We start from the raw sequence: 19,064 nt of genomic DNA, 5'->3' as shown, positions 1-19,064 counted from the left end.
TGAAGTCGGGTCTTGCTTGTCCCCGAGCCAAGACCTGAACAATTTTCTTGCTTTCGGGCAATCGCCCGGCCACTTCAACGGACAATCATCGATGCCATGCAGCACGCCACTCTCCGCCTAAAGCGATTCGTCGCTGCGCGCTTCCTCAGCGCCCTTGCCGATCAATTTCTCTTGTTCGCCGTCCCGTTGACCATCTTTAAAAGCACCGGTGAGCTCAAATATTCCGGACTCGCGTTTGTCATCGAGTGGATTCCGAGAATCGTGTTTTTTCCTTTGGCCGGGTTTGTCGCAGATCGGCTCAAGCCAGGACATTTGTTTTCCGGAATCGAATTTGGAAGAGCTTTAGTGCTGATTATTGCGCTTGCACTCATCGCATGTGGTGTAAGTACGTTCGGCGTTCTGTCCGTGATGATGGCCTTTCTCTCAATCGCCTATATTCTTTCATTCGTCGGCTCCGAGGCCATGCTTCCGCGCAATCTGGCGGCTTCAGAACTACCGAAGGCGCATTCCATGCTGCAGGCAGTCGAGCAGATTACGCAAGTGGCAGGGCCCGCGCTTGCGGCACTCATTTCGGTGTGGGATGGCTTGAATCCACTTCTCATGCTTGGCGCTGCGATGTTCGGTACAGCGTCGGTGATCCTTTTTGGTTTCAAGACGCAGCCCATGCCGGCCGATCAATCTTTTTCTCTGCGAGCATTACGCCAGTCTAATCAGCAAGCGCTGAAGGTATTAATGCAGAACAAGGTGTTGTTCCATCTTTCGGCATTGACTTGGGTCGTCAACCTCGTATACGGCGCGGCGCTGGTAGTCAGTGCGGCCGTCGTCGTAAAAGTCTTTGGATTGCCGGAAAGCCGCTTCGGCCTGCTTCAGACCGTGGCAGCCATTGCGTCGATTGGGGCATGCACGCTTGTACCGCGCATCGCGCGAAAACTCGGATTGCCTGCGCTCGGCATCAGTTCATTCTGCGCGATGATTCTGGCTGGTCTGGTACTCGCGCTATCCAACCAATATGCAGTCTATTTGGTGGGATACAGTGCGCTAATGGCTTGCGATGGCGCTTTCAGCGTCTATATCCGCACGGTGCGTAGTCAGATCATTCCAAAAGAACACCTTGGAAAAACCACGGGTGTCATTGGCTTGATGAACATGTGCTCCATCCCGCTTAGTGCAGCGCTAGTTACCGTGCTTTCGGCACATTTCTCGCCGTCTGGAATCTTCGGCGTAATCTTCGCCGTCGCTGCGACATTGGGACTTGCATTGATCCTTATCGGCCGAACGGCATTTGGTTACAACACCCTGCTACCGCCTGTGAAAGTGAACTGACATAAATCCGGTGACGGCTCTTTACCTACGAAGCGGCAAAGACACCGTCACCGGTCGCTACCCGCGGAACGTTCGCCTCAGTCGAATTACGTCGTCCCATTGATTCGTTCGGTCAGTGCAATTGCCGCAGCGGGATTGCGCTCCTTATATCCACTGATGACGTAAAGAAACACATCCCGTGAACCGACCTTCGCACCCGCGCTTGTCGATGCCCTCGCCATATCCTCAGGCACGCCACCCGCCGCCCATTCTTTCGCGCGGCTCGCCCAGCCATCGAGCGCCGCCTTCGAGTAACCTTGCTTCTGCTTCTCTGTCGTTCCCATGATGCGTGCATAGACGAATGGTGCGGTCGTATCCGCGATTTGCGGATACTTCGAGTCTCCCGCGACGACAATCGCCACGCGATGCTTTCGCGCCAGCGCCACGAATGCCGGATCGCTGAAACTCTCGTGTCTCACTTCGACGGCATGACGAATTGCGCGGCCTTCCACTTTCGCGGGCAGCAGCTTGAGGAAAGCGCCGAAGTCATCGGCATCGAACTTCTTGGTCGCTGCGAATTGCCAGTTGATCGGGCCGAGCTTGTTCTGTAGTTCCAGCACGCCGCTCTTGAAGAAACGCTCGATGGTTTCGCCCGCATCGGCGAGTACCCGGCGATTGGTCGCGTAACGCGGCGCCTTCAGCGAGAACACGAAGTCATCCGGGGCTTCATCGCGCCATTTAGCGAAGGTCTCGGGCTTTTGTGAGCCATAGAACGTGCCGTTCACCTCGATGGTCGTGAGCGCGCGGCTCGCGTATTCGAGCTCCTGCTTCTGCGCGAGTCCCTTCGGATAGAACGTGCCGCGCCAGGGCTCGAACGTCCATCCGCCGATACCGACGCGAATCCGCGCCGTCTTTCGCGTGGCCATATGTCGTCCTCGATGTCGTGTGTTCGCCGATGCGGCTTACTTGCGCCCAACCAGATAGGTCACGCCTTGCGGTCCGTAGCGTTCTTCATGCTCGAGATTCGCGGACAGCTGGAAGATCTCGCCGACGCGATACAGCCGCTCGTCATCGCCAACGCGGATGGTGATCTCGCCTTCGACAATTAGCGCCTTGGCTTCGAAGGGATGCGCGTGAATTTCCATTGCGCCGTTCGGCTCGCGCGTGACGGTCACGACTTCTTGAAAGCCCTCCTCGGGAAGAAGGGCGAGGAATTCGTCTCGGTGCATGGCGATCGTTCCAAGGTGAAAAGGAAAGCGCGCCCGCATACGAGAATGCGAGCGCACGGGATCATGCACCGGATGCTAACGCAACTTTCAGGCCGCGCTTGCTGCTTCAGTTGCCGAAGAATATGTCGCAGGGCGGGCCGCGCACGCACGGCTTGGAGATGCCCGCGTTGGTTCCGGTCGTGCCGATTGCGCCAGTGGCGCCACGAGAGGCGGGCGCGCCGCCATACGACATATCGCCCGTTTGGCCTTGCGTGCTGCCTTGCATCGCCGGTTGCGACGAGGTATCCGCCGTGGTTTGTCCCGGCACCTGCGCCGTGCGGTAATACGTTTCCTGCGCCGAGGCGCTGCCAGCAGCCACCAGTAGCGAGGCGGCAAGCGCCGTCGCGACGAGACGTGTTTTCATATCGACTCCTTGAATGAGATGCACGAACCGACAATGGCCGGGTCGCGCTATTCGTTGTAGCGAACCGTCGTTCGCACACGACGTGCCACGGTGCGTTCTACTCGATGGCAGTGCGCGAAGAGGCGTCAGGGCCGGTTCCGGTCGGCTTCTGCCATGCGACCACTTGCCGGACTTGTAGATATGCAATTCGAAGGCGACTGCGAAGCAGACAGGGACGAACGCCAGTAAGACCGCTGGCGGATGATCCACCCAGGACATGCCGCATTGCACACTTCGTTATAGGCCGCGCAGCCGCGATTGAACAGGGTATTTGCTGCATCGCTGGCAATTCGGTCGGTGGCCTGCCGCAAGCCGGGCGTGCGCGTCATCGTGAGGTCGGCCTAGAATGCCGAATGTGATCATCAAGGACATCGCCGACATGACTGTCATCATCTATCACAACCCGAAGTGCGGCACCTCGCGCAACACACTCGCGCTGATCCGCAATGCGGGCATCGAGCCGAAAGTCGTCGAGTATCTGACCGCGCCGCCGGATCGCGCGACGCTCACTTCGCTCATCGCGCGCGCCGGGCTTTCCGTGCGCGAAGCGCTGCGCGAAAAGGGCACGCCCTACGCCGAGCTCGGCTTGGGCGACACGAGTCTCACCGACGAGCAACTCATCGACGCCATGCTCGCGCATCCAATCCTCATCAATCGTCCCTTCGTCGATACCCCGAAAGGCGCGCGACTGTGCCGTCCATCCGAACTCGTGATCGATCTTTTGCCGGAGCCGCAAAAAGGACCTTTTGCAAAGGAAGACGGCGAAGTGGTTATCGACGAAGCAGGCAAACGCTTGCTCTGACTTGACCGTTACCTGACGTTACCTTTCTCGCGGGTCTGTTGCACCTGTGTCAGGAATCGCCTTCTAGACTGCACTTGACATCACGCAATCGGGGCAAGGAGAAGGCGACATGAAGAAGCAGCTTGCAACTGTGGCAATCGCGTTGGCAGGACTCGGGGGATTGGCGGTATCGACGGCAGCATCGGCGCATGTCGATGTCGCGGTAGGCGTCGGCGTGCCGGTTTATGCGCAGGCCCAGCCGGTCTACGTGCAGCCCGCATACGGATACGGCTACGGCGATGAACGCTGGCGCGAACACGAATGGCGACGCCACGAGCGCGAGCGTCATTGGCGGCATGAGATGCATCGCGAACAACGCTGGCGCGAACATCACGGCTGGTAAGCGCATCGACTTTCTGCGCCTGGAAACGCGGCGGGCCGCAAGGTTGCGCCGCGTTGCTTTTTCAATGATGCGAGAGTGCGCCGACGCGCACAGGCAACTCCGCCAGTCACTCTTCCTCGCCAATACCCGCCGGACGTTGACTCGGCGGCTTGCGCATCCAGCGCTTCAGCAAGCCTTTCTCGATGATCCGCCCAACCGTCAGCAGCACGATGAGAATCACCGTGGCGATCAGCGCGAGACTCCATACGCCGAGCCCACACAGAATGCCCACGGCCGCCGTCACCCAGATGGAAGCCGCCGTGGTCAGCCCGCGAATGCGGTTCTCGCGCGGATTCTGAATGATCACGCCCGCGCCCAGAAAGCCGATGCCCGTCACGATGCCTTGCACCACCCGCGAGACTTCGGTGTTGTGCGCGAGCGGCTCGGTGGCAAATCCGAGCGCACACATGGTCGCGATGCATGCACCTAGCGACACGAGCCCGAGCGTCTTCATGCCGGTCGGTTTGCCGTGCAGATCGCGATCGACGCCGATGATGCAGCCGATCGCCACCGCGACGAGCATGCGGACGACGGCATCGATGAGAATGGGTTGAGGAAGCATCGCGAAGAAACAGGACTGGAAGGGACGCTGCATCTTCGCATCAAAGGTCCGGACGCGCGCGGGATATTTTGGCGGGCTAACGTGCCGGTTCCTTGCAAGGAGACAACGTGAACCACCGTCCCAAATTCTCGATGATCGATGCCGCGCCGACGCCTGTCGGCCCGTTCTCCCACGCGGCAGAAGCCGACGGCTGGGTTTTCCTCACCGGCCAGATGCCGACCGACCCCAACGACGACAACGCCCCGCTGCCCGAGGGCGTCGCCGCGCAGACGCGCCGCGTGATGGATAACCTGATCCTCGTGCTGACAGGACTGGGACTCACGCTCGACAGCGTGGTGAGCGCGCGCATTTTCCTCACCGAGTTCAAGCGCGACTACGACGCGATGAACGCCGTGTACCGCTCCTACTTTCTGCCGAAGCCGCTGCCGGCGCGCACGTGCATCGGCGTGACGGGCCTTGCGCGCGATGCGCTCGTCGAGATCGATTTCGTCGCGCGGCGGCCCTGAAGTTCAACGCCGCTTCGATGCGTCGACCCAGCGAAACGTCAAGTTGATGCGTTCGCCGCGCGCGCCCGGCTCCTTCGGCACGCGATGCACCCATTCGAGCTGCGTGCGTCCGCGCATCACGAGCAGGCTGCCGTGCGTCAGCGCGAGCGCGTGCGTGGCATGCGTGCGCGCGTGGCGGAATTCGAATGCACGCGTGGCGCCAAGACTCACCGACGCGATCACCGGCTCGGGCCCGAGCTCGCGTTCCTTGTCGGCGTGCCAGCCCATGCTGTCGAGCCCCGTGCGATAACGGTTGAGGAGCACGCTGTTGAAACGCGCGGCGCACACGTCCTGAGCGGCATCGCGCAACCGGGCGACGGCGGGCGTCCACGGCTGCGGCACGTTGCGGATGCCCGAGTAGACATAGACGGCATCCGGCTCGCCTTGCCACGCGGTCAGGCGCGGCAGCGGCAAACGGCCGCGGGGCGTGTTCATCGTGTCCTGCTGCCAGCTTACTTCCGCGATCAGCTCGCCCATGAGATCGGAACCGGCGTCGGAGTCGATCCAGTCCGGGTGCCACACGATATCGGGTTTGGGAATGTCGTCGAAGAGATCGAACATGGGAACGCCGGCGTGCGCGGAAAAAGTCCACGATAGCAGAGCTGTCGCATGCTGCCTTGCGCCCTCATTTCATCAGGCTCGGGCGTTGTGCTACAGTCGCCTCGCCATCTTGAAAATGTACGAGGACACGCATGAACACCACCGCCGAAGCGACCGGCGGCGCGGCGTCGAGCCGGCGCATTCTGATTGTCGACGACAGCGAGGACGCCGCGCTTGCCATGTCGATGCTGCTCGAAGCATTGGGCCACGAAGTGCGCACGGAGCACGACGGTCCGCGCGCGTTGCAGTCCATCGACGATTTCAAACCCGACGTGGTGCTGCTCGATATCGGTCTGCCTGGCATGAACGGCTTCGACGTGGCGCGCGAGATGCGCAAGCGCCCCGTCACGCGCGACGCCTTGCTGCTCGCGCTGACGGGTTACGGCAGCGACGCGGATCGCCAGAATTCGATCGATGCCGGCTTCGATCATCACCTCACCAAGCCGGTTTCCATCGACGCTCTGGAAGCGCTGCTCGGCTAACGCCGCCTCATTCCTCGACGCGCAGTCTCGCCATATACGGCAAGTGATCGGACAGCCATGCGGTGTCCTGCGTCGGCACGAGCCATTCGACAGGCTTAAGACCGCGCACGAACATCTTGTCGAGCGCGAGCGCGGGCGAGAACGCCGGAAAGGTGCGGCCGGATTCGCCGAGCATCGTCGCGACCTCGCTCATGCCGAGTTCGCGAAAGAGCGGCACGGAATCGTTGCGCCAGTCGTTGAAATCGCCTGCCAGCACGAGCGGGCCTTCCGGCGCTTCCTTCGCAATCCAGTGCGCGATCCAGTTCATCTGACGCAGACGCGCGGAACGCGTGAGCGCCAGATGCGCGCACAAGAGCGTGATGGCCTTGCCGGCGAAAGTGGCGCGCGCGACCAGCAAGCCACGCTTTTCGAAGCGATGCGCCGAGATGTCCCAGCGCCCGGACAGATCCAGCGGATGCGGCGACAAGATGGCGTTGCCGTGCCGCCACGACGGCTTGAACACGTTCGGCCCGAGGGCGATCTGCAATTCGAGCGCGGTAGCGATTTCGGTGGCCTGGCAATGCCAGACATCGTCGAGCGGCGCTGCAAGCGGGTTGCCGAAACCGCTTGCGAGCACGGGCTGCGGCATGCGCCGCGCCATCGCTTCCTGGAGAAAATAGACGTCGGCGTTGGTGGTCTGAACCCACCGCTGCATGGCGTTCCAGGCGCGCAGTCCGAGCGGTGAGCGGCCCTTGTGGAGGTTCCAGCTTACGGCGGTGAAATCCGGCGTGCCGTTGTGCGTGGATGGACCTGGCGGAAGATGTTCTGGGTTTCGCATGCGTTCGTTGTGTGGTGGCGCGGCCTCTCTACTTTATGTCACGAAGGCCGTCATTGCGTTGCTGGTGCCGAAGCCATGCTCGCGCGCACTCGATACAGCAGCGTCGGATTGCTGTCGACGATCTTCCATTCGCCCCATTCCCCGGGCTTCAACACGAGGCCCGGATGCGATCCGCTCACCTGACGCGGCACCGGCGGCAACTTGCAGCCGGCCGCCGTGGTCCGCGAGGAATCATCCTGAAGCGTTTCCTGAGCGTCGATGGCGAGCGTGATGTCGTCGGCGCTCGCGTGCGTCGGCGAAACGGTGATGGTGCGCGTGAGATCGATGTCGCCCGCTGGCTGATTCGCACAGCCGACCTGATTCTGCGTGATGTTGTGATGCGTATCGGTGCGCGCCTGGCCGACATTCGTCGTGGCGGAAAACGAATCGATTTGTTGACCGTCGCGCACGACCTGCAACTCCCAGTCGACGGGCTGCGGCGTGCTTGACTGCGCCCAGGCAGGTCCCGCCGATACCACCACGAGGCACGCGCTTGCAGCAAGCGCAAATCGAAAGGGGAACGGCAAGACGGTTCGTGTTGTTCTTTGCATTGAAGGCTTCTCCGGCGCACGGGCGGTTCGGATGGCGGCGTTTCGCTTTTGCGCGTGATCTGCTTGGGCGAAAAGCCGCTGGATCGGCGTTTCCTCGGCGACTTGATTCTGACCGGGCTGCACGGCTACGGTTCAGCCAGAATCCTTACCAAAACCCGACATATGGGGCCGCGCAAAACACTTCGCAGCCAGGTTGGAAAAACGCCGCAGAAAAACAGCACGTTTCGAACCCGCTCGCGGCACGCTCACACGTGGGACGAACGATGATACTCGCGCCTGCGCTACGCGGCGGAATTGGCAGCAGACCCGCGAGACTGCTCGCTTGCGTGGTGTTTTGTCGTCGCTACACTGGCTTTGTCGACCAAAACAATGACGGGGTGTGACATGACGACAGCCGTGGTGAAACAGGAACTGGCGGTGGCATCGTTCAGCAAGGTCTACAGTCTCGACGACGTGGAAACCGCGCTCAACGATTTGTCCGAAGGCGCAAGCGACGCCCTGCGCGCCACTTACGAGAAGATGCTCAAGGTCGGCAATCTGCGCTTCTGCGTGAAGCCGAATCGCATGCCGTGCATCGACGACCTTGCGGCTTCCCTGCCGAACTTCGCGGAGCCGCTCGACGACATTCGCAAGCAGATCGCGCTGTGCCTCGAAACCGAGGACCGCCTCGAACTCATGCCAATACTGTTGCTTGGCGAACCCGGCATCGGCAAGACGCATTTTGCGAAGCAGCTTGCGCGAATGCTCGGGACCACGTCGCATTACGTGGCGATGAGCTCGCTCACCGCCGGATGGATTCTCTCGGGCGCGTCGTCGCAATGGCGCAACGCCAAGCCAGGCAAGGTGTTCGACGCCCTCGTGAACGGCAGCTACGCGAACCCCGTCATTACCGTCGATGAAATCGACAAGGCCACCGGCGACGCGCAATACGATCCGCTCGGCGCGCTTTACGCGTTGCTCGAACACGACACGGCGCAGACTTTCATCGACGAATTCGCGGAAGTGCCGATCAACGCGGGCAACGTCGTGTGGATTGCAACGGCCAACGACGCGCGCGCCATTCCCGAGCCGATCATGAACCGCATGAACGTCTACGAGATTCCCGCGCCGGATCGCGACGGCGCGCGTCGTATCGCGCAGGCGATTTACGACGACATCCGCACGACGCACGCGTGGGGCCGGCGCTTTCCCGAAACGCTCGGCGATGCCCCGCTCGATGCGCTCACGCAAGCCTCGCCACGCGGCATGCGGCGCGCGATGCTCAACGCGTTTGGCAACGCGCGTATCGACGGACGGCATCACGTCGAGGCGCGCGATATCCAGCTCGACCGTAATTCGCGCAGGAAAGCGATCGGTTTTTAAAGCGCACGAATTTTTGGAATTGCCAAAAAAGCCATGGAAACATGGCTTTTTTGTCATCGGACGGCCAGTTTCATGCCTTTTTCTGCATTGCTCCGTAATTCGGTGCAATTGCCATGCGTTTGTTGTGCAACTCGCAATAGTCAAGAACGTAGAATGGTTGCGAGCTATCTTGCGACGGAACGGACATGGATCGGATCGAGTGCGTGGTAATCGGCGCGGGCGTGGTTGGACTTGCGATTGCGCGGCAACTGGCAATGCGCGGGCGCGAAGTGATCGTGCTGGAAGCGGGCGAGGCGATCGGCATTGGCACCAGTTCGCGCAACAGCGAAGTGATTCACGCGGGCATCTACTATCCGCGCGGATCGCAGAAAGCCGAGCTGTGCGTGCGTGGGCGCGAAATGCTGTACGAATATTGCCGCGAGCATGGCGTGCCGCATCGGCAATGCGGCAAGCTGCTCGTTGCCACGGCGCGCAATCAGATTCCGCAGCTTGCGGGCATCGAACAGAAGGGCCTGGAAAATCGCGTGGAAGGTCTCGTGCGGATCAGCGGCGCACAGGCGGCGGAGATGGAGCCGCAACTGACGTGCGTCGAGGCGGTGTGGTCGCCGAGCACGGGAATCGTCGACAGTCACCAGTACATGCTGGCGCTACAAGGCGATGCCGAGAATCACGGCGCGAACATCGTGTTTCATACGCCGGTGGCCGCCATCGACGCGCGCGAGGGCTGCTTTATCGTCGAGACCGGCGGCGATGCCCCGGCGCGCTTCCGGGCGTCGTTTCTGATCAACAGCGCGGGGCTTCACGCGAACCGGATCGCCAGCAAGATTCGCGGTCTCGACGATCGTCACGTGCCGCCGCTCTACTTCGCGAAGGGCAACTACTTCAGCGTGAGCGGGCGCGCGCCGTTCGAACGGCTCATCTATCCGATGCCCAATGAAGCGGGACTCGGCGTGCATCTGACCGTCGACATGGGCGGCCAAGCCAAGTTCGGTCCTGATGTCGAATGGGTGCAGTCGCTCAATTACGATGTCGATCCGCGCCGCGCCGATTCCTTCTACGCCGCGATTCGTGCGTATTGGCCGGGTCTGCCTGACGACGCGCTGCAGCCGGCCTACGCGGGCATCAGGCCGAAGCTCTCGGGTCCGGGGCAGGCTGCCGCCGACTTCATGATTCAAGGCAAGTCCGCGCATGGCGTGCCGGGGCTCGTGAATCTGTTCGGTATCGAATCGCCCGGACTGACGGCTTCACTCGCCATCGCCGAGCGCGTGGCGGACATGATGCGTTAGCCGCTATTCCCCGGGTTCTTATCTATAACATTTGGCTTCATCGATTCGCTTCCGGATTGTTATGCTCGGGCATCGCCGTCGTCAGAACGGCGTTTTCCCCCAATACAACATGGAGCGAGTCACCATGAAGGCATCTCGTCGTACGTTTCTCATCACCAGCGTGGGCGTTGCATCGACGTTCGCGCTCGGCTCGAAAGCCGCTTTCGCCGACGCACCGAAGGTCGACGAAAACGATCCCACCGCCAAGGCGCTCGGCTACAAGGAAGACGCGACCAAGGTCGATAAGGCCAAGTTCGCCAAGTACGCCGCCGGCGAAGACTGCGGCAACTGCCAGTTCTATCAAGGCAAGGCCGCCGATGCCTACGCCCCGTGTCCGATGTTCGCGAACAAGCAGGTCGCCTCGAAGGGCTGGTGCGGCGCGTATGTAAAGAAGGCCTGAGCTTCCCTCGTTGGACGACGAACGCGCCTGGCGGCATTGCCCGGCGCGTTTTGCGTTGTAGCCGCTTGATAAGCAAACGCATGGTCTTTACACTCGCCAAGGCAAATTCAGCCTTACGCCTCGCCTGAGCAAATGCATTCGATGCGCCGGGCGATACGCGCACGACGCGGCCAACGGGGGTCCGTCCGATGGCACGAAACCCAATGATCGACAAACCAAAGGGATTCGCATGGCAGGCAGACCATTGAATGCGCGCGCCGTCGCGGCCGCGGTCATCGGCAATGCGCTGGAGTGGTACGACTTCACCGTGTTCGGCTTCATGACTGTCGTCATCGCCCGCTTGTTCTTTCCGAGCTATAGCGACTACTCATCCATTTTGCTGACCACCGCGACCTTCGGCGTCGCGTTCGTGATGCGGCCGGTCGGCGGCATCGTGCTGGGTCTTTATGCGGATCGCGCGGGGCGCAAGGCGGCGCTCACGTTGGTCATCGCGATGATGACCATCGGCATTCTGCTGCTCGCGATAGCGCCGCCATACTCGGCAATCGGGATCGGCGCGCCGCTCGTGATCGTGTTCGCGCGGCTGTTGCAGGGCTTCTCCGCCGGCGGCGAGTTCGGAACGGCGACCGCGCTCTTGATCGAAGCAGCGCCGTTTTCCCGACGCGGTTTCTACGGCAGTTTCCAGATGGCGAGTCAGGCGGCGGCGCTCTTGCTCGGCGCGCTCGTCGGCGCGGCGATCACGCGCGGACTGTCGCCCGAAGCGCTCGATTCATGGGGCTGGCGCGTGCCGTTCGTTCTCGGTTTGATCATCGGGCCAATCGGCCTGTACATTCGGCGCAACATGGCCGATACCGAAGCGTTCCTGCACGCGAAGAAGACCGCGCGCCGCGCGACGCTTGGTGAAGTCTTCCGCAATCACAGCCGCGAAGTGCTGTGCGGGCTCGGTTCGGTGATCGCGCTGACGGTGACGGTCTATGTGCTGATCGCCTATCTGCCGACCTTCGCGGTCAAGCAACTCAAGCTGCCGCTCGGGCAGTCGTTCACGGCGCTGATCGTCGGCAATCTCATCTTGACCGTGCTTTCGCCGGTGGCGGGCGCGTGGTCGGATCGTATCGGACGCAAGGGCCTGACCTTGTGGTCGCTTCTCATCACGCTCGTGATCATCTATCCGCTCTTCGCATGGCTCGCCGCCGAACCGAGCGTGGCGCGGCTCGTGGTCGTGCAGGCGCTCTTGTCGATCACGCTGTCCGGTTACTACGGGCCGTTCGGCGCGCTGATCGCGGAACTGTTTCCCGCGCATATCCGCTCGACCGGGCTTGCGCTCGCGTACAACATCGCGGTGATGCTGTTCGGCGGCTTCGGGCAGTTCATCGTGACGTGGCTCATCAAGACGACGGGCTCGCAACTCGCGCCGACCTTCTACGTGATGGCGGGACTCGTGCTTTCGATTATCGCCGTGGCCTGCATTCCGGCGACGCGTCACGTCGATGTCGACGAGGCGCGTGACGGCATCCGCTAGGCGGTCGAGCGCCTGCGCGACGCTTCAACGCTCCAGACCCGCTGCGACGAGCAATTCCGCCAGGACTTCAGAGAGACCGCCTTCGTGGTTCGCGGCGCGTTCCTTCAATTGCGTCACGAGCTTCTCGTCCAGCTTGCAGGCAAACGGCACGAGACCCTTGGCCTGATCCAGCTTGCGCTGCTCGCGGCGATCCAGTTTCGGCGCTTCCGCTGCGCCCACGCGCGGCTTGCCGCCTTGCTTCAGGTCGTTGGCGAGCTTGAACGCCTTGGTTTGTTCCAGTTGAAATTTGTTCACGCGATGCTCCGTTGCGGCGTTTTGATAGGCAGGGGCCGTATTGTACGTGGAGGTTCACACGCGGCTTGCATCCGCGAGACCGTCGATGCGCTCGCGCATGCGCTTCCAGTGCGAGCCTTCCCAGAAGACGCGGCGGCAGACATCGCAAGTCACGAAACGCGTGTGCCGTTCGCGCACGCCTTCGGGCACGCGGTCGTCGATCTCGCGCGCTGCCGCGCGACGCAGCGGCGCGTTGCACATGAGGCAGAGGCGAAACGCGCGCACATGCGGCGCGAGATCGAGACGTTCCGCCACTTCACGCCATTGCTCGTCGGCATGCAGTGCGCGCACGTAGCAGCCGTGCAGCACATTTTTTCGCTTGAGCAATTCGCGGTCGCGCGTAAGGACGATGCGTGCTTCATCGTGCGCAAGGCGCTCGATTTCATCGTCGGCGAAGTTGTTGTCGTAACGCGTGTCGAAACCCGCGAGCCGCAACAGTTGCGCGAGGCCGCCGAGATGCGCATCGGCGATAAAGCGCAGATTTTCCGCGACGAGCGCCGGCCGCAAAAGCCGTGCGCCGTCGGCCATACCGGGCGGCACGCGCCGCGCGGGATAGATCTCGATGACATCGTTTTCTTCGATTGGCGCGTCGAAGCCGGCCGGATTCCCGTTGCGCACGATCAGCGCCACTTCCGTGTGCGGCACGCCCAGCGCTTCGATCATGTGCTTGGCCGACGAAGACAGCGGACAGGCGCAAGCGAATGCCTGCCCGCGTTGGGGCCGCGCCAGAAAGTCGTTCAGTTCGCGATGGAAGTGAAAGCGCGCCGTGACCATGCAGTCAGTATCGCATCGGCGGATTCGGCGTGCTGCCGGTCGATGTGCTCTACTGGCGCTCGGTCGGCAATCAACGAATGGAGCGTAAGCATGGATATCGGATTCATCGGTCTGGGTGAAATGGGCGCGGCCATGGCCGTCAACGCGCTGAAAGCGGGCCACGCGGTGCGCGTCTGGAACCGCTCGCGCGACAAGACGCGTTCGCTCGCGGACCAGGGCGCATCCGTGGTCGATACCCCCGAGCAGGCATTTGCCGGCGATGCCGCCTTTTCGATGCTCGCGGACGATCAAGCGCTGCGCTCCGTGCTGATCGATGGCGGCTTGCTCAAGCACGCGCCGAAAGGCCTCGTGCACGTGAACATGGCAACCATTTCGGCGGCGCTCGCCGTCGAACTCGCGCAATTGCACGCGCAGCATGGCGTCGCTTACGTGGCCGCGCCCGTGCTTGGCCGGCCGGATGTCGCGGCGGCGGGCAAGCTCAACATTCTCGCGGCCGGCGCCGATGCCGACATCGCGCGCGTGCAACCCGTCTTCGACGCGCTCGGTCAAAAAACCTGGCGCGTGGGCCACGAACCGCAGCACGCCAACGTGCTCAAGCTGGCGGCGAATTTCATGCTGGCGTCGGCGATAGAAAGTTTCGGCGAAGCGGCCGCGCTCGTGAGCGGACACGGCATCGAGGCGCAGACGTTGCTCGACGTCATCACGAATTCGCTGTTTCCGGGGCCGGTTTATCAGGGCTACGGCAAGATGATCGCGGAGCGTCGTTACGAGCCCGCGCTCTTCAAGGCGCGGCTCGGTCTGAAGGACGTGCGCCTCGCGATAGCCGCGGGCGACGCGGTCAACGTGTCGCTGCCGGTCGCGAGCGTGGTGCGCGACAACCTCGTCGACGCGCTTGCCCACGGCGACGGCGAAAAGGACTTCGCGGTGCTCGGGCAAGTGGCGGCGCGCCGCGCGGGACGATGATCGTTGAAAAGAAACGTCTGTTCTAACGGGTTCGTGATTTGCTGGGATGGCTATGCATCGAACGTAATTAAAAATAGCTGGGAGACGTCATGCCATCGAACCGCATCGCCTTCGCCGCGCTTTGCTGGGGCGCCTTGTCGAGCGCGCCCGCTCACGCCGACGACACCCCGAGCCCGTGCGATGCGCTGAAGCGCATCGTGGCGGCGGCGCCGAATTTCTCGTCACTCTCCGCAATCGATGGACGGCCCGTCGCGTTGGCATACGGCGACGGCGCGAGCTGCGCGGCGTCGCAAAGCAACTATCGATGCACCTGGACGCCGCACGGCGGAGCAAGCGCCGATGCGCTGCAAAGCGTCGCGGCGGACATCGCTTCCTGTCTGCCGGACGCCACCCACGATCAGAATTCACCCGCGCGCCAGCACTTTTATCTTGGCGCACGCGGCGCGCGCACGGAGATCGCGGCATCGCAGGCGAGCGAGAACAAGCTGAAGCTCGAAATCTACGGCAACCGGTGAGGCTATCGTGACGAAGCGCATCCTCATAGCCGACGCCGACGACGACGCCCTGAGCGGTCTCGCCAATCTCCTGAATGGAATGGGGCACGAAGTGGCGCTCGCCGCCAATGGCGCGCAAGCCGTGCACGTGGCCGCGCAGTTTTCGCCGGATGTCGTGATTCTGGATATCGGCGCGCCGCTGTTGGATGGGCTCGCCGCCGCGCGTGATTTGCGCCGCACGCCCACAGGTCACGCGATGATGCTCGTTGCGCTCACGGGTTGGGGTCAGCCGCAACACCGCGAACTAACGATGGATGCGGGCTTCGACGTACATCTAGTGAAGCCAATTTCATCGGATCAACTGCAGTTCATTCTCTCGATGACGCAGCCGTGAAATATTCCGTGTTGATCGCATGCAACGGAGATGTTGCATCGCATCAAATTTAACGATATAGTTACTCCTGTCTCCTCCATGTCTCCACTGATATGGATTCAGCCCGCCAAACTAGGCGGGCTTTTTTTCGTCCGCAGCAAACCATGCAGCCAATAAAAAGCCGATCCGCTGACGAAGCGAACCGGCTTTTCTGCTTTCCGAGGGATAACGATCAGCGCGTGAGCCCGGCTTCCTCGTCGGCACCGATGGCCAGATTCATGCATTGAATCGCCGCGCCGGATGCGCCCTTGCCAAGATTGTCGAGCCGCGCCACGGTCACGAAACGCTCTTCGTTGCCGAACACGAAAATCTCGACACGGTTCGTGTCGTTGCACGCTTGCACGTCGAAGAAACCGTTGTCGAGATTGCTTTCGGCATCGAACGGAAGCACGCGCACGAACGGCTCGTTGTTGTAGTACTCGGCGAGCATATCGCGCACGTCCTGCGGTTTCGCCTTGCGCGCGAGCTGGTCGGGGGAGAAATATGTCGTCACCGCCAGACCCTTCAGGAACGGGCCGACTATTGGCGTAAAAATCGGCGCGCGCTTCAAACCCGTGCGCACCGACATTTCCGGCAGATGCTTGTGCGTGAGGCCGAGCGCGTACGGACGCGGACTCGCCAGACGCGCGTCGCCGCCGGCTTCGTATTCGGCGATCATCTTCTTGCCGCCACCGCTGTAGCCGGTGATCGAATAGGCGTGCGCGTCGAAATCGGCGGATACGAGACCGCCCGCGACGAGCGGTTGTACCGACAGTACGAACGCCGATGCATGGCAGCCCGGTACGGCGATGCGCTTCGCAGTACGCAGACGTTCCCGCTGCGCGCGCGACAGTTCGGGCAGACCGTACGCCCAGTCGTCCTGCGTGCGAAACGCGGTGCTGGCGTCGATCATGACGGTGCGAGCGTTGTCCTTGTCGACGAGCGAAACCGATTCGCGCGAGGCGACATCCGGCAGGCACAGAAAGGTCACGTCGGATGCGTTGATGAGGCGGCGGCGTTCCTCGACGTCCTTGCGCTTCGTGTCGTCGATACGCAGCACTTCGATGTCACGGCGTCCCGACAGATATTCGAAAATCTTAAGGCCGGTGGTGCCTTCCTGTCCGTCGACAAATACTTTCGTGGTCATCTCGATCTCACTGGTTCGGCGCGACGACGCAAATGGTTGCAACGCCTACGCGCTCGCCGCAAAAACGGACATTTTAAGGCGTTTCCGAGACGCGTTGATGTCCGTTGTCCGCAACGAGCGCGTGCAGGCTGTCAAACGCGCCGCCCAAGCGGCGCGCGTGCCTTACTTGCCGGTCCAGCGAGCAGTCACGGCAGCGATTCGCGCGCCAAACACGCGGGCGCTTTCGAGATCGCCGGGCGGCGGCGCTTCGTCCGGCGATGCATCCGCGGGCGATTGCGTCAGCAACCCGGTCGAGCCGCCGACGAAGTTCAGGTCGTTGCGGGTGGCGGCCTTCGTGTTCGACGGCATCATGCCGGTGCCCGCCCAGATCATGCCGTGTTGCATGGCGAGCGTGACGAAGTAGGAAATCGTCAGGAACTTGTCGCCGTTCATGGTCGCGGAATTGGTGAAGCCAGCCGCGATCTTGTCTTTCCATTTTTGCGCGAACCAGGGTTTGGAACTGGCGTCGGCGAATTTCTTGAAGTCGGCGGACGGGCCGCCCATGTACGTCGGCGAGCCGAAAACGATGGCGTCGGCGGCATCCAGTTCGGCCCAGGCGGCGTCGTCGAGATCGCCGACTGCGATCAGTTTGGCGTTGGCGCCTGCGTCCGTGGCGCCGGCCAGCACGGCTTCGGCGGCTTTCTTCGTGTGGCCGTAGCCGCTGTGATAAACGATGATGATGTTCGACATGGTTTCCTTTAGCCGCGATGAATTCGCGGTGCGTCTCGACTGCACGCGTGTGGGTTTGCTCTTCGTGGCGACGGCATGAAAGCCACCACTCGACGAAGGCGGCGGGCGAGCGGAACCAGTCTAGCAAAGACAAATTTCGTTCTGCGGACACGGATGCGGCAGCGTTACGCTTGCCGGCCCGTTCATTACCGGCCGTAAGTGAAGGTCAACTGCGCCGAAGCGATGCTTACCGTGCGGATTTCGTGTTCGAACATCAGCGCGGGCGTACCTTGCCGCAGTCGCAGGTCGTCGCTGCGCAGCGCATACACCGTCACGATATAGCGGTGCGCCTTGCCAGGCGGAGGGCACGGACCGCCGTAACCGTCGGTGTCCCAGTCGTTGCGGGCTTCCACCGCGCTCATTTTGCGCAGCGCGCCGGCGGCGCTCGCATTGGCCGGTATATGCGTCACACCCGCCGGAATGCCGGCGACGGCCCAATGCCACCAGCCGCGGCCGGGGGCGTCGGGATCGAATACGGTGATCGCAAAACTGCGCGTATCGGTGGGCGCGCCGCGCCATGAAAGCTGCGGTGAGCGATTGCCGCCCTTGCAGTCGGATTCATTGAAAAGAAGATCGCGCGAAACCGGCTTTCCCGGAACTAGATCGACGCTTGAAACGGTGAATGCCGGTTCAGCCACGGCGTCTTGTGGCATGAAAATCACCGCCAATATCCACGTCGAGAGTGCGAATAACGTAAGACCGGCCGGACTCTCGGTTCGACATGCGAGGCGCATGTAGCTGACTCCTGTCAGTGCCGTTGCGCCTTATATCAGCGTTTCGATGGCTGCAACGATGTTTTTTGTCTCAGTGATGCGCTTCATGCCAAGTTGCAGTTTAACATTGCAACAAAGCATTAAAAGCTTGCACCTTGAGACTAAACCTATGGCGCAGTTCAAATGTGTCTGAAATTAAAAACGAGATGACGCCTTGACGGCGGCGACTTCGGCAGCTATCAAAGAGAAAATGAATATCCCGACAGTGATTCGCGCGGCATCAGACGAACCAATATTCTGGGGCAGTAAATGAGCCAGCGAATAAAAGTCATCATTGCAGACGATCATCCGGTCATCTTGTTCGGCGCCACTCAGGCGCTCAACAAGTTTCCGGAGGTCGACGTCATTGGTCAGGCCAAGCAATCCACCGAGCTTATTCAATTGCTGCAAAAATCGCATTGCGACGTTCTCGTAACCGATCTTGCAATGCCGGGCGGCTCTTATGGCGATGGCATGCCGCTGCTCGGCTATATCGGCAGGCAATTTCCCCGGGTAAAACTCGTTGTCCTGACCATGCTGGAAAACCCGGCCTTGCTCAAACGTCTGCGCGAAGTCGGTGTCATGTCGATCATCAACAAAGCCGACGACATGAACCATATCGGCTGGGCAATTCAGCACGTCATGCGCGGTCAGGAGTATCTCGGGCCATCGGTCAAGGCGGCGCTCGACAGCATGGGAATGAGCGGAAGCGGTCAGCAACGCAGCGTGATTCTTTCCAAGCGTGAACTCGAAGTGGTGCGGCTCTTCGTCTCGGGCATGACGATCACTGAAATAGCGGGGCAATTGCGGCGCAGTATTAAAACCATCAGCACGCAAAAGAACACCGCTATGCGCAAACTGGGTATCGAGCGAGATTCCGAATTGTTTCAGTATGCACAAAGTAATGGCTTGATGAATCTCTCGGCATATTCGGGCGACGGTTCCGTGGAAGACGTGCCCATTCCAGATTCAAATTAGGTTCGCACCATTTAACCGCTGGACGAATTGAAAAAAGCCGCTGAT

General features: G+C 61.4%; 25 protein-coding genes. 13 read left to right on the top strand and 12 right to left on the bottom strand.

Going from position 1 to position 19,064, the window contains the following annotated elements; genetic code table 11:
* The first annotated feature begins 96 nt into the window (after window positions 1-96).
* Window positions 97-1,323, top strand: coding sequence for an MFS transporter (locus tag NCT04_RS13705; RefSeq protein ID WP_250465938.1), 1,227 nt, complete (start codon window positions 97-99; stop codon window positions 1,321-1,323).
* Window positions 1,324-1,409: 86 nt separating this feature from the next.
* On the opposite strand, the gene NCT04_RS13700 is transcribed toward NCT04_RS13705, so the two are convergent.
* The 3 genes from NCT04_RS13700 to NCT04_RS13690 form a co-directional block, all read right to left on the bottom strand.
* Complete coding sequence (locus NCT04_RS13700) at window positions 1,410-2,228, bottom strand: DUF72 domain-containing protein (RefSeq protein WP_244826482.1); 819 nt, start codon at window positions 2,226-2,228, stop codon at window positions 1,410-1,412.
* A 36-nt stretch (window positions 2,229-2,264) separates the two neighbouring features.
* Window positions 2,265-2,531, bottom strand: coding sequence for a cupin domain-containing protein (locus NCT04_RS13695; protein WP_250465936.1), 267 nt, complete (start codon window positions 2,529-2,531; stop codon window positions 2,265-2,267).
* A 106-nt stretch (window positions 2,532-2,637) separates the two neighbouring features.
* Window positions 2,638-2,934 (bottom strand): hypothetical protein, encoded by a 297-nt coding sequence (locus NCT04_RS13690; RefSeq protein WP_250465934.1) that lies wholly within the window; start codon window positions 2,932-2,934, stop codon window positions 2,638-2,640.
* Window positions 2,935-3,352: 418 nt separating this feature from the next.
* Here NCT04_RS13690 and arsC point away from each other — a divergent pair, with 418 nt between their 5' ends.
* Window positions 3,353-3,775 carry an arsenate reductase (glutaredoxin) gene (arsC, locus tag NCT04_RS13685; protein ID WP_244828133.1) on the top strand — a complete coding sequence of 141 codons (423 nt, stop codon included), beginning with the start codon at window positions 3,353-3,355 and terminating at the stop codon, window positions 3,773-3,775.
* A gap of 109 nt (window positions 3,776-3,884) precedes the next feature.
* Window positions 3,885-4,157: a hypothetical protein gene (locus tag NCT04_RS13680; protein ID WP_250465932.1), complete on the top strand. Its 273-nt coding sequence runs from the start codon at window positions 3,885-3,887 to the stop codon at window positions 4,155-4,157.
* 106 nt (window positions 4,158-4,263) lie between these two features.
* Here the strand turns inward: NCT04_RS13680 and NCT04_RS13675 are convergent, their stop codons facing one another.
* Window positions 4,264-4,758 (bottom strand): MgtC/SapB family protein, encoded by a 495-nt coding sequence (locus tag NCT04_RS13675; RefSeq protein ID WP_250466292.1) that lies wholly within the window; start codon window positions 4,756-4,758, stop codon window positions 4,264-4,266.
* A 131-nt stretch (window positions 4,759-4,889) separates the two neighbouring features.
* Here NCT04_RS13675 and NCT04_RS13670 point away from each other — a divergent pair, with 131 nt between their 5' ends.
* Window positions 4,890-5,264 (top strand): RidA family protein, encoded by a 375-nt coding sequence (locus NCT04_RS13670; protein WP_284503230.1) that lies wholly within the window; start codon window positions 4,890-4,892, stop codon window positions 5,262-5,264.
* 3 nt (window positions 5,265-5,267) lie between these two features.
* On the opposite strand, the gene NCT04_RS13665 is transcribed toward NCT04_RS13670, so the two are convergent.
* Window positions 5,268-5,864: an alpha-ketoglutarate-dependent dioxygenase AlkB family protein gene (locus NCT04_RS13665; RefSeq protein ID WP_244826476.1), complete on the bottom strand. Its 597-nt coding sequence runs from the start codon at window positions 5,862-5,864 to the stop codon at window positions 5,268-5,270.
* A 131-nt stretch (window positions 5,865-5,995) separates the two neighbouring features.
* On the opposite strand from NCT04_RS13665, the gene NCT04_RS13660 reads away from it, so the two are divergent.
* Window positions 5,996-6,385: a response regulator gene (locus tag NCT04_RS13660; RefSeq protein WP_244826475.1), complete on the top strand. Its 390-nt coding sequence runs from the start codon at window positions 5,996-5,998 to the stop codon at window positions 6,383-6,385.
* Between the two features lie 7 nt (window positions 6,386-6,392).
* Here NCT04_RS13660 and NCT04_RS13655 read toward each other — a convergent pair whose 3' ends face one another.
* Both NCT04_RS13655 and NCT04_RS13650 read right to left on the bottom strand, forming a co-directional pair.
* The gene (locus tag NCT04_RS13655; protein WP_250465929.1) at window positions 6,393-7,202 is read right to left on the bottom strand and encodes an endonuclease/exonuclease/phosphatase family protein; all 810 of its coding nucleotides are present in this window, start codon (window positions 7,200-7,202) and stop codon (window positions 6,393-6,395) included.
* A gap of 50 nt (window positions 7,203-7,252) precedes the next feature.
* On the bottom strand, window positions 7,253-7,792 hold the full coding sequence (locus tag NCT04_RS13650) for a hypothetical protein (protein WP_250465927.1): 540 nt from the start codon (window positions 7,790-7,792) through the stop codon (window positions 7,253-7,255).
* Between the two features lie 384 nt (window positions 7,793-8,176).
* Between NCT04_RS13650 and NCT04_RS13645 the strand changes: the two genes are divergently transcribed.
* The 4 genes from NCT04_RS13645 to NCT04_RS13630 all read left to right on the top strand — a co-directional run bounded on the left by NCT04_RS13645 (window position 8,177) and on the right by NCT04_RS13630 (window position 12,398).
* Window positions 8,177-9,154: an AAA family ATPase gene (locus tag NCT04_RS13645; RefSeq protein ID WP_250465924.1), complete on the top strand. Its 978-nt coding sequence runs from the start codon at window positions 8,177-8,179 to the stop codon at window positions 9,152-9,154.
* 185 nt (window positions 9,155-9,339) lie between these two features.
* Window positions 9,340-10,440, top strand: coding sequence for an NAD(P)/FAD-dependent oxidoreductase (locus tag NCT04_RS13640; RefSeq protein ID WP_250465923.1), 1,101 nt, complete (start codon window positions 9,340-9,342; stop codon window positions 10,438-10,440).
* Window positions 10,441-10,564: 124 nt separating this feature from the next.
* On the top strand, window positions 10,565-10,879 hold the full coding sequence (locus tag NCT04_RS13635) for a high-potential iron-sulfur protein (protein ID WP_244826470.1): 315 nt from the start codon (window positions 10,565-10,567) through the stop codon (window positions 10,877-10,879).
* 229 nt (window positions 10,880-11,108) lie between these two features.
* Entirely contained in the window at window positions 11,109-12,398 is a 1,290-nt protein-coding gene (locus NCT04_RS13630) for an MFS transporter (protein WP_244826469.1), read from the top strand.
* Window positions 12,399-12,422: 24 nt separating this feature from the next.
* On the opposite strand, the gene NCT04_RS13625 is transcribed toward NCT04_RS13630, so the two are convergent.
* On the bottom strand, window positions 12,423-12,692 hold the full coding sequence (locus NCT04_RS13625; RefSeq protein WP_244826468.1) for a hypothetical protein: 270 nt from the start codon (window positions 12,690-12,692) through the stop codon (window positions 12,423-12,425).
* 54 nt (window positions 12,693-12,746) lie between these two features.
* The gene (locus NCT04_RS13620) at window positions 12,747-13,505 is read right to left on the bottom strand and encodes a Mut7-C RNAse domain-containing protein (RefSeq protein ID WP_250465920.1); all 759 of its coding nucleotides are present in this window, start codon (window positions 13,503-13,505) and stop codon (window positions 12,747-12,749) included.
* 90 nt (window positions 13,506-13,595) lie between these two features.
* On the opposite strand from NCT04_RS13620, the gene NCT04_RS13615 reads away from it, so the two are divergent.
* From NCT04_RS13615 to NCT04_RS13605, 3 genes are all read left to right on the top strand, one after another.
* Window positions 13,596-14,468, top strand: a complete 873-nt coding sequence (locus NCT04_RS13615; protein ID WP_250465919.1) for an NAD(P)-dependent oxidoreductase — start codon at window positions 13,596-13,598, stop codon at window positions 14,466-14,468.
* Window positions 14,469-14,557: 89 nt separating this feature from the next.
* A complete protein-coding gene (locus tag NCT04_RS13610) occupies window positions 14,558-14,983 on the top strand; it encodes a hypothetical protein (protein ID WP_250465916.1) in 426 nt (141 codons plus the stop codon).
* A gap of 7 nt (window positions 14,984-14,990) precedes the next feature.
* Window positions 14,991-15,356 (top strand): response regulator, encoded by a 366-nt coding sequence (locus NCT04_RS13605; protein ID WP_244826464.1) that lies wholly within the window; start codon window positions 14,991-14,993, stop codon window positions 15,354-15,356.
* A gap of 211 nt (window positions 15,357-15,567) precedes the next feature.
* Here the strand turns inward: NCT04_RS13605 and argC are convergent, their stop codons facing one another.
* The 3 genes from argC to NCT04_RS13590 all read right to left on the bottom strand — a co-directional run bounded on the left by argC (window position 15,568) and on the right by NCT04_RS13590 (window position 17,942).
* The gene (gene argC, locus NCT04_RS13600) at window positions 15,568-16,521 is read right to left on the bottom strand and encodes an N-acetyl-gamma-glutamyl-phosphate reductase (RefSeq protein ID WP_244826463.1); all 954 of its coding nucleotides are present in this window, start codon (window positions 16,519-16,521) and stop codon (window positions 15,568-15,570) included.
* A 162-nt stretch (window positions 16,522-16,683) separates the two neighbouring features.
* Entirely contained in the window at window positions 16,684-17,250 is a 567-nt protein-coding gene (locus NCT04_RS13595) for a flavodoxin family protein (RefSeq protein WP_250465914.1), read from the bottom strand.
* Between the two features lie 185 nt (window positions 17,251-17,435).
* Window positions 17,436-17,942 (bottom strand): YbhB/YbcL family Raf kinase inhibitor-like protein, encoded by a 507-nt coding sequence (locus NCT04_RS13590; protein ID WP_250465911.1) that lies wholly within the window; start codon window positions 17,940-17,942, stop codon window positions 17,436-17,438.
* A 369-nt stretch (window positions 17,943-18,311) separates the two neighbouring features.
* Between NCT04_RS13590 and NCT04_RS13585 the strand changes: the two genes are divergently transcribed.
* Window positions 18,312-19,019: a response regulator gene (locus tag NCT04_RS13585; RefSeq protein WP_244826460.1), complete on the top strand. Its 708-nt coding sequence runs from the start codon at window positions 18,312-18,314 to the stop codon at window positions 19,017-19,019.
* Window positions 19,020-19,064: the final 45 nt, after the last annotated feature.

Source organism: Caballeronia sp. GAFFF2, assembly GCF_023631485.1.
Taxonomy (GTDB): Bacteria; Pseudomonadota; Gammaproteobacteria; order Burkholderiales; family Burkholderiaceae; genus Caballeronia.
Note: the sequence above shows the minus strand (reverse complement) of the source record. Positions and strands in the feature narration are given on the sequence as shown.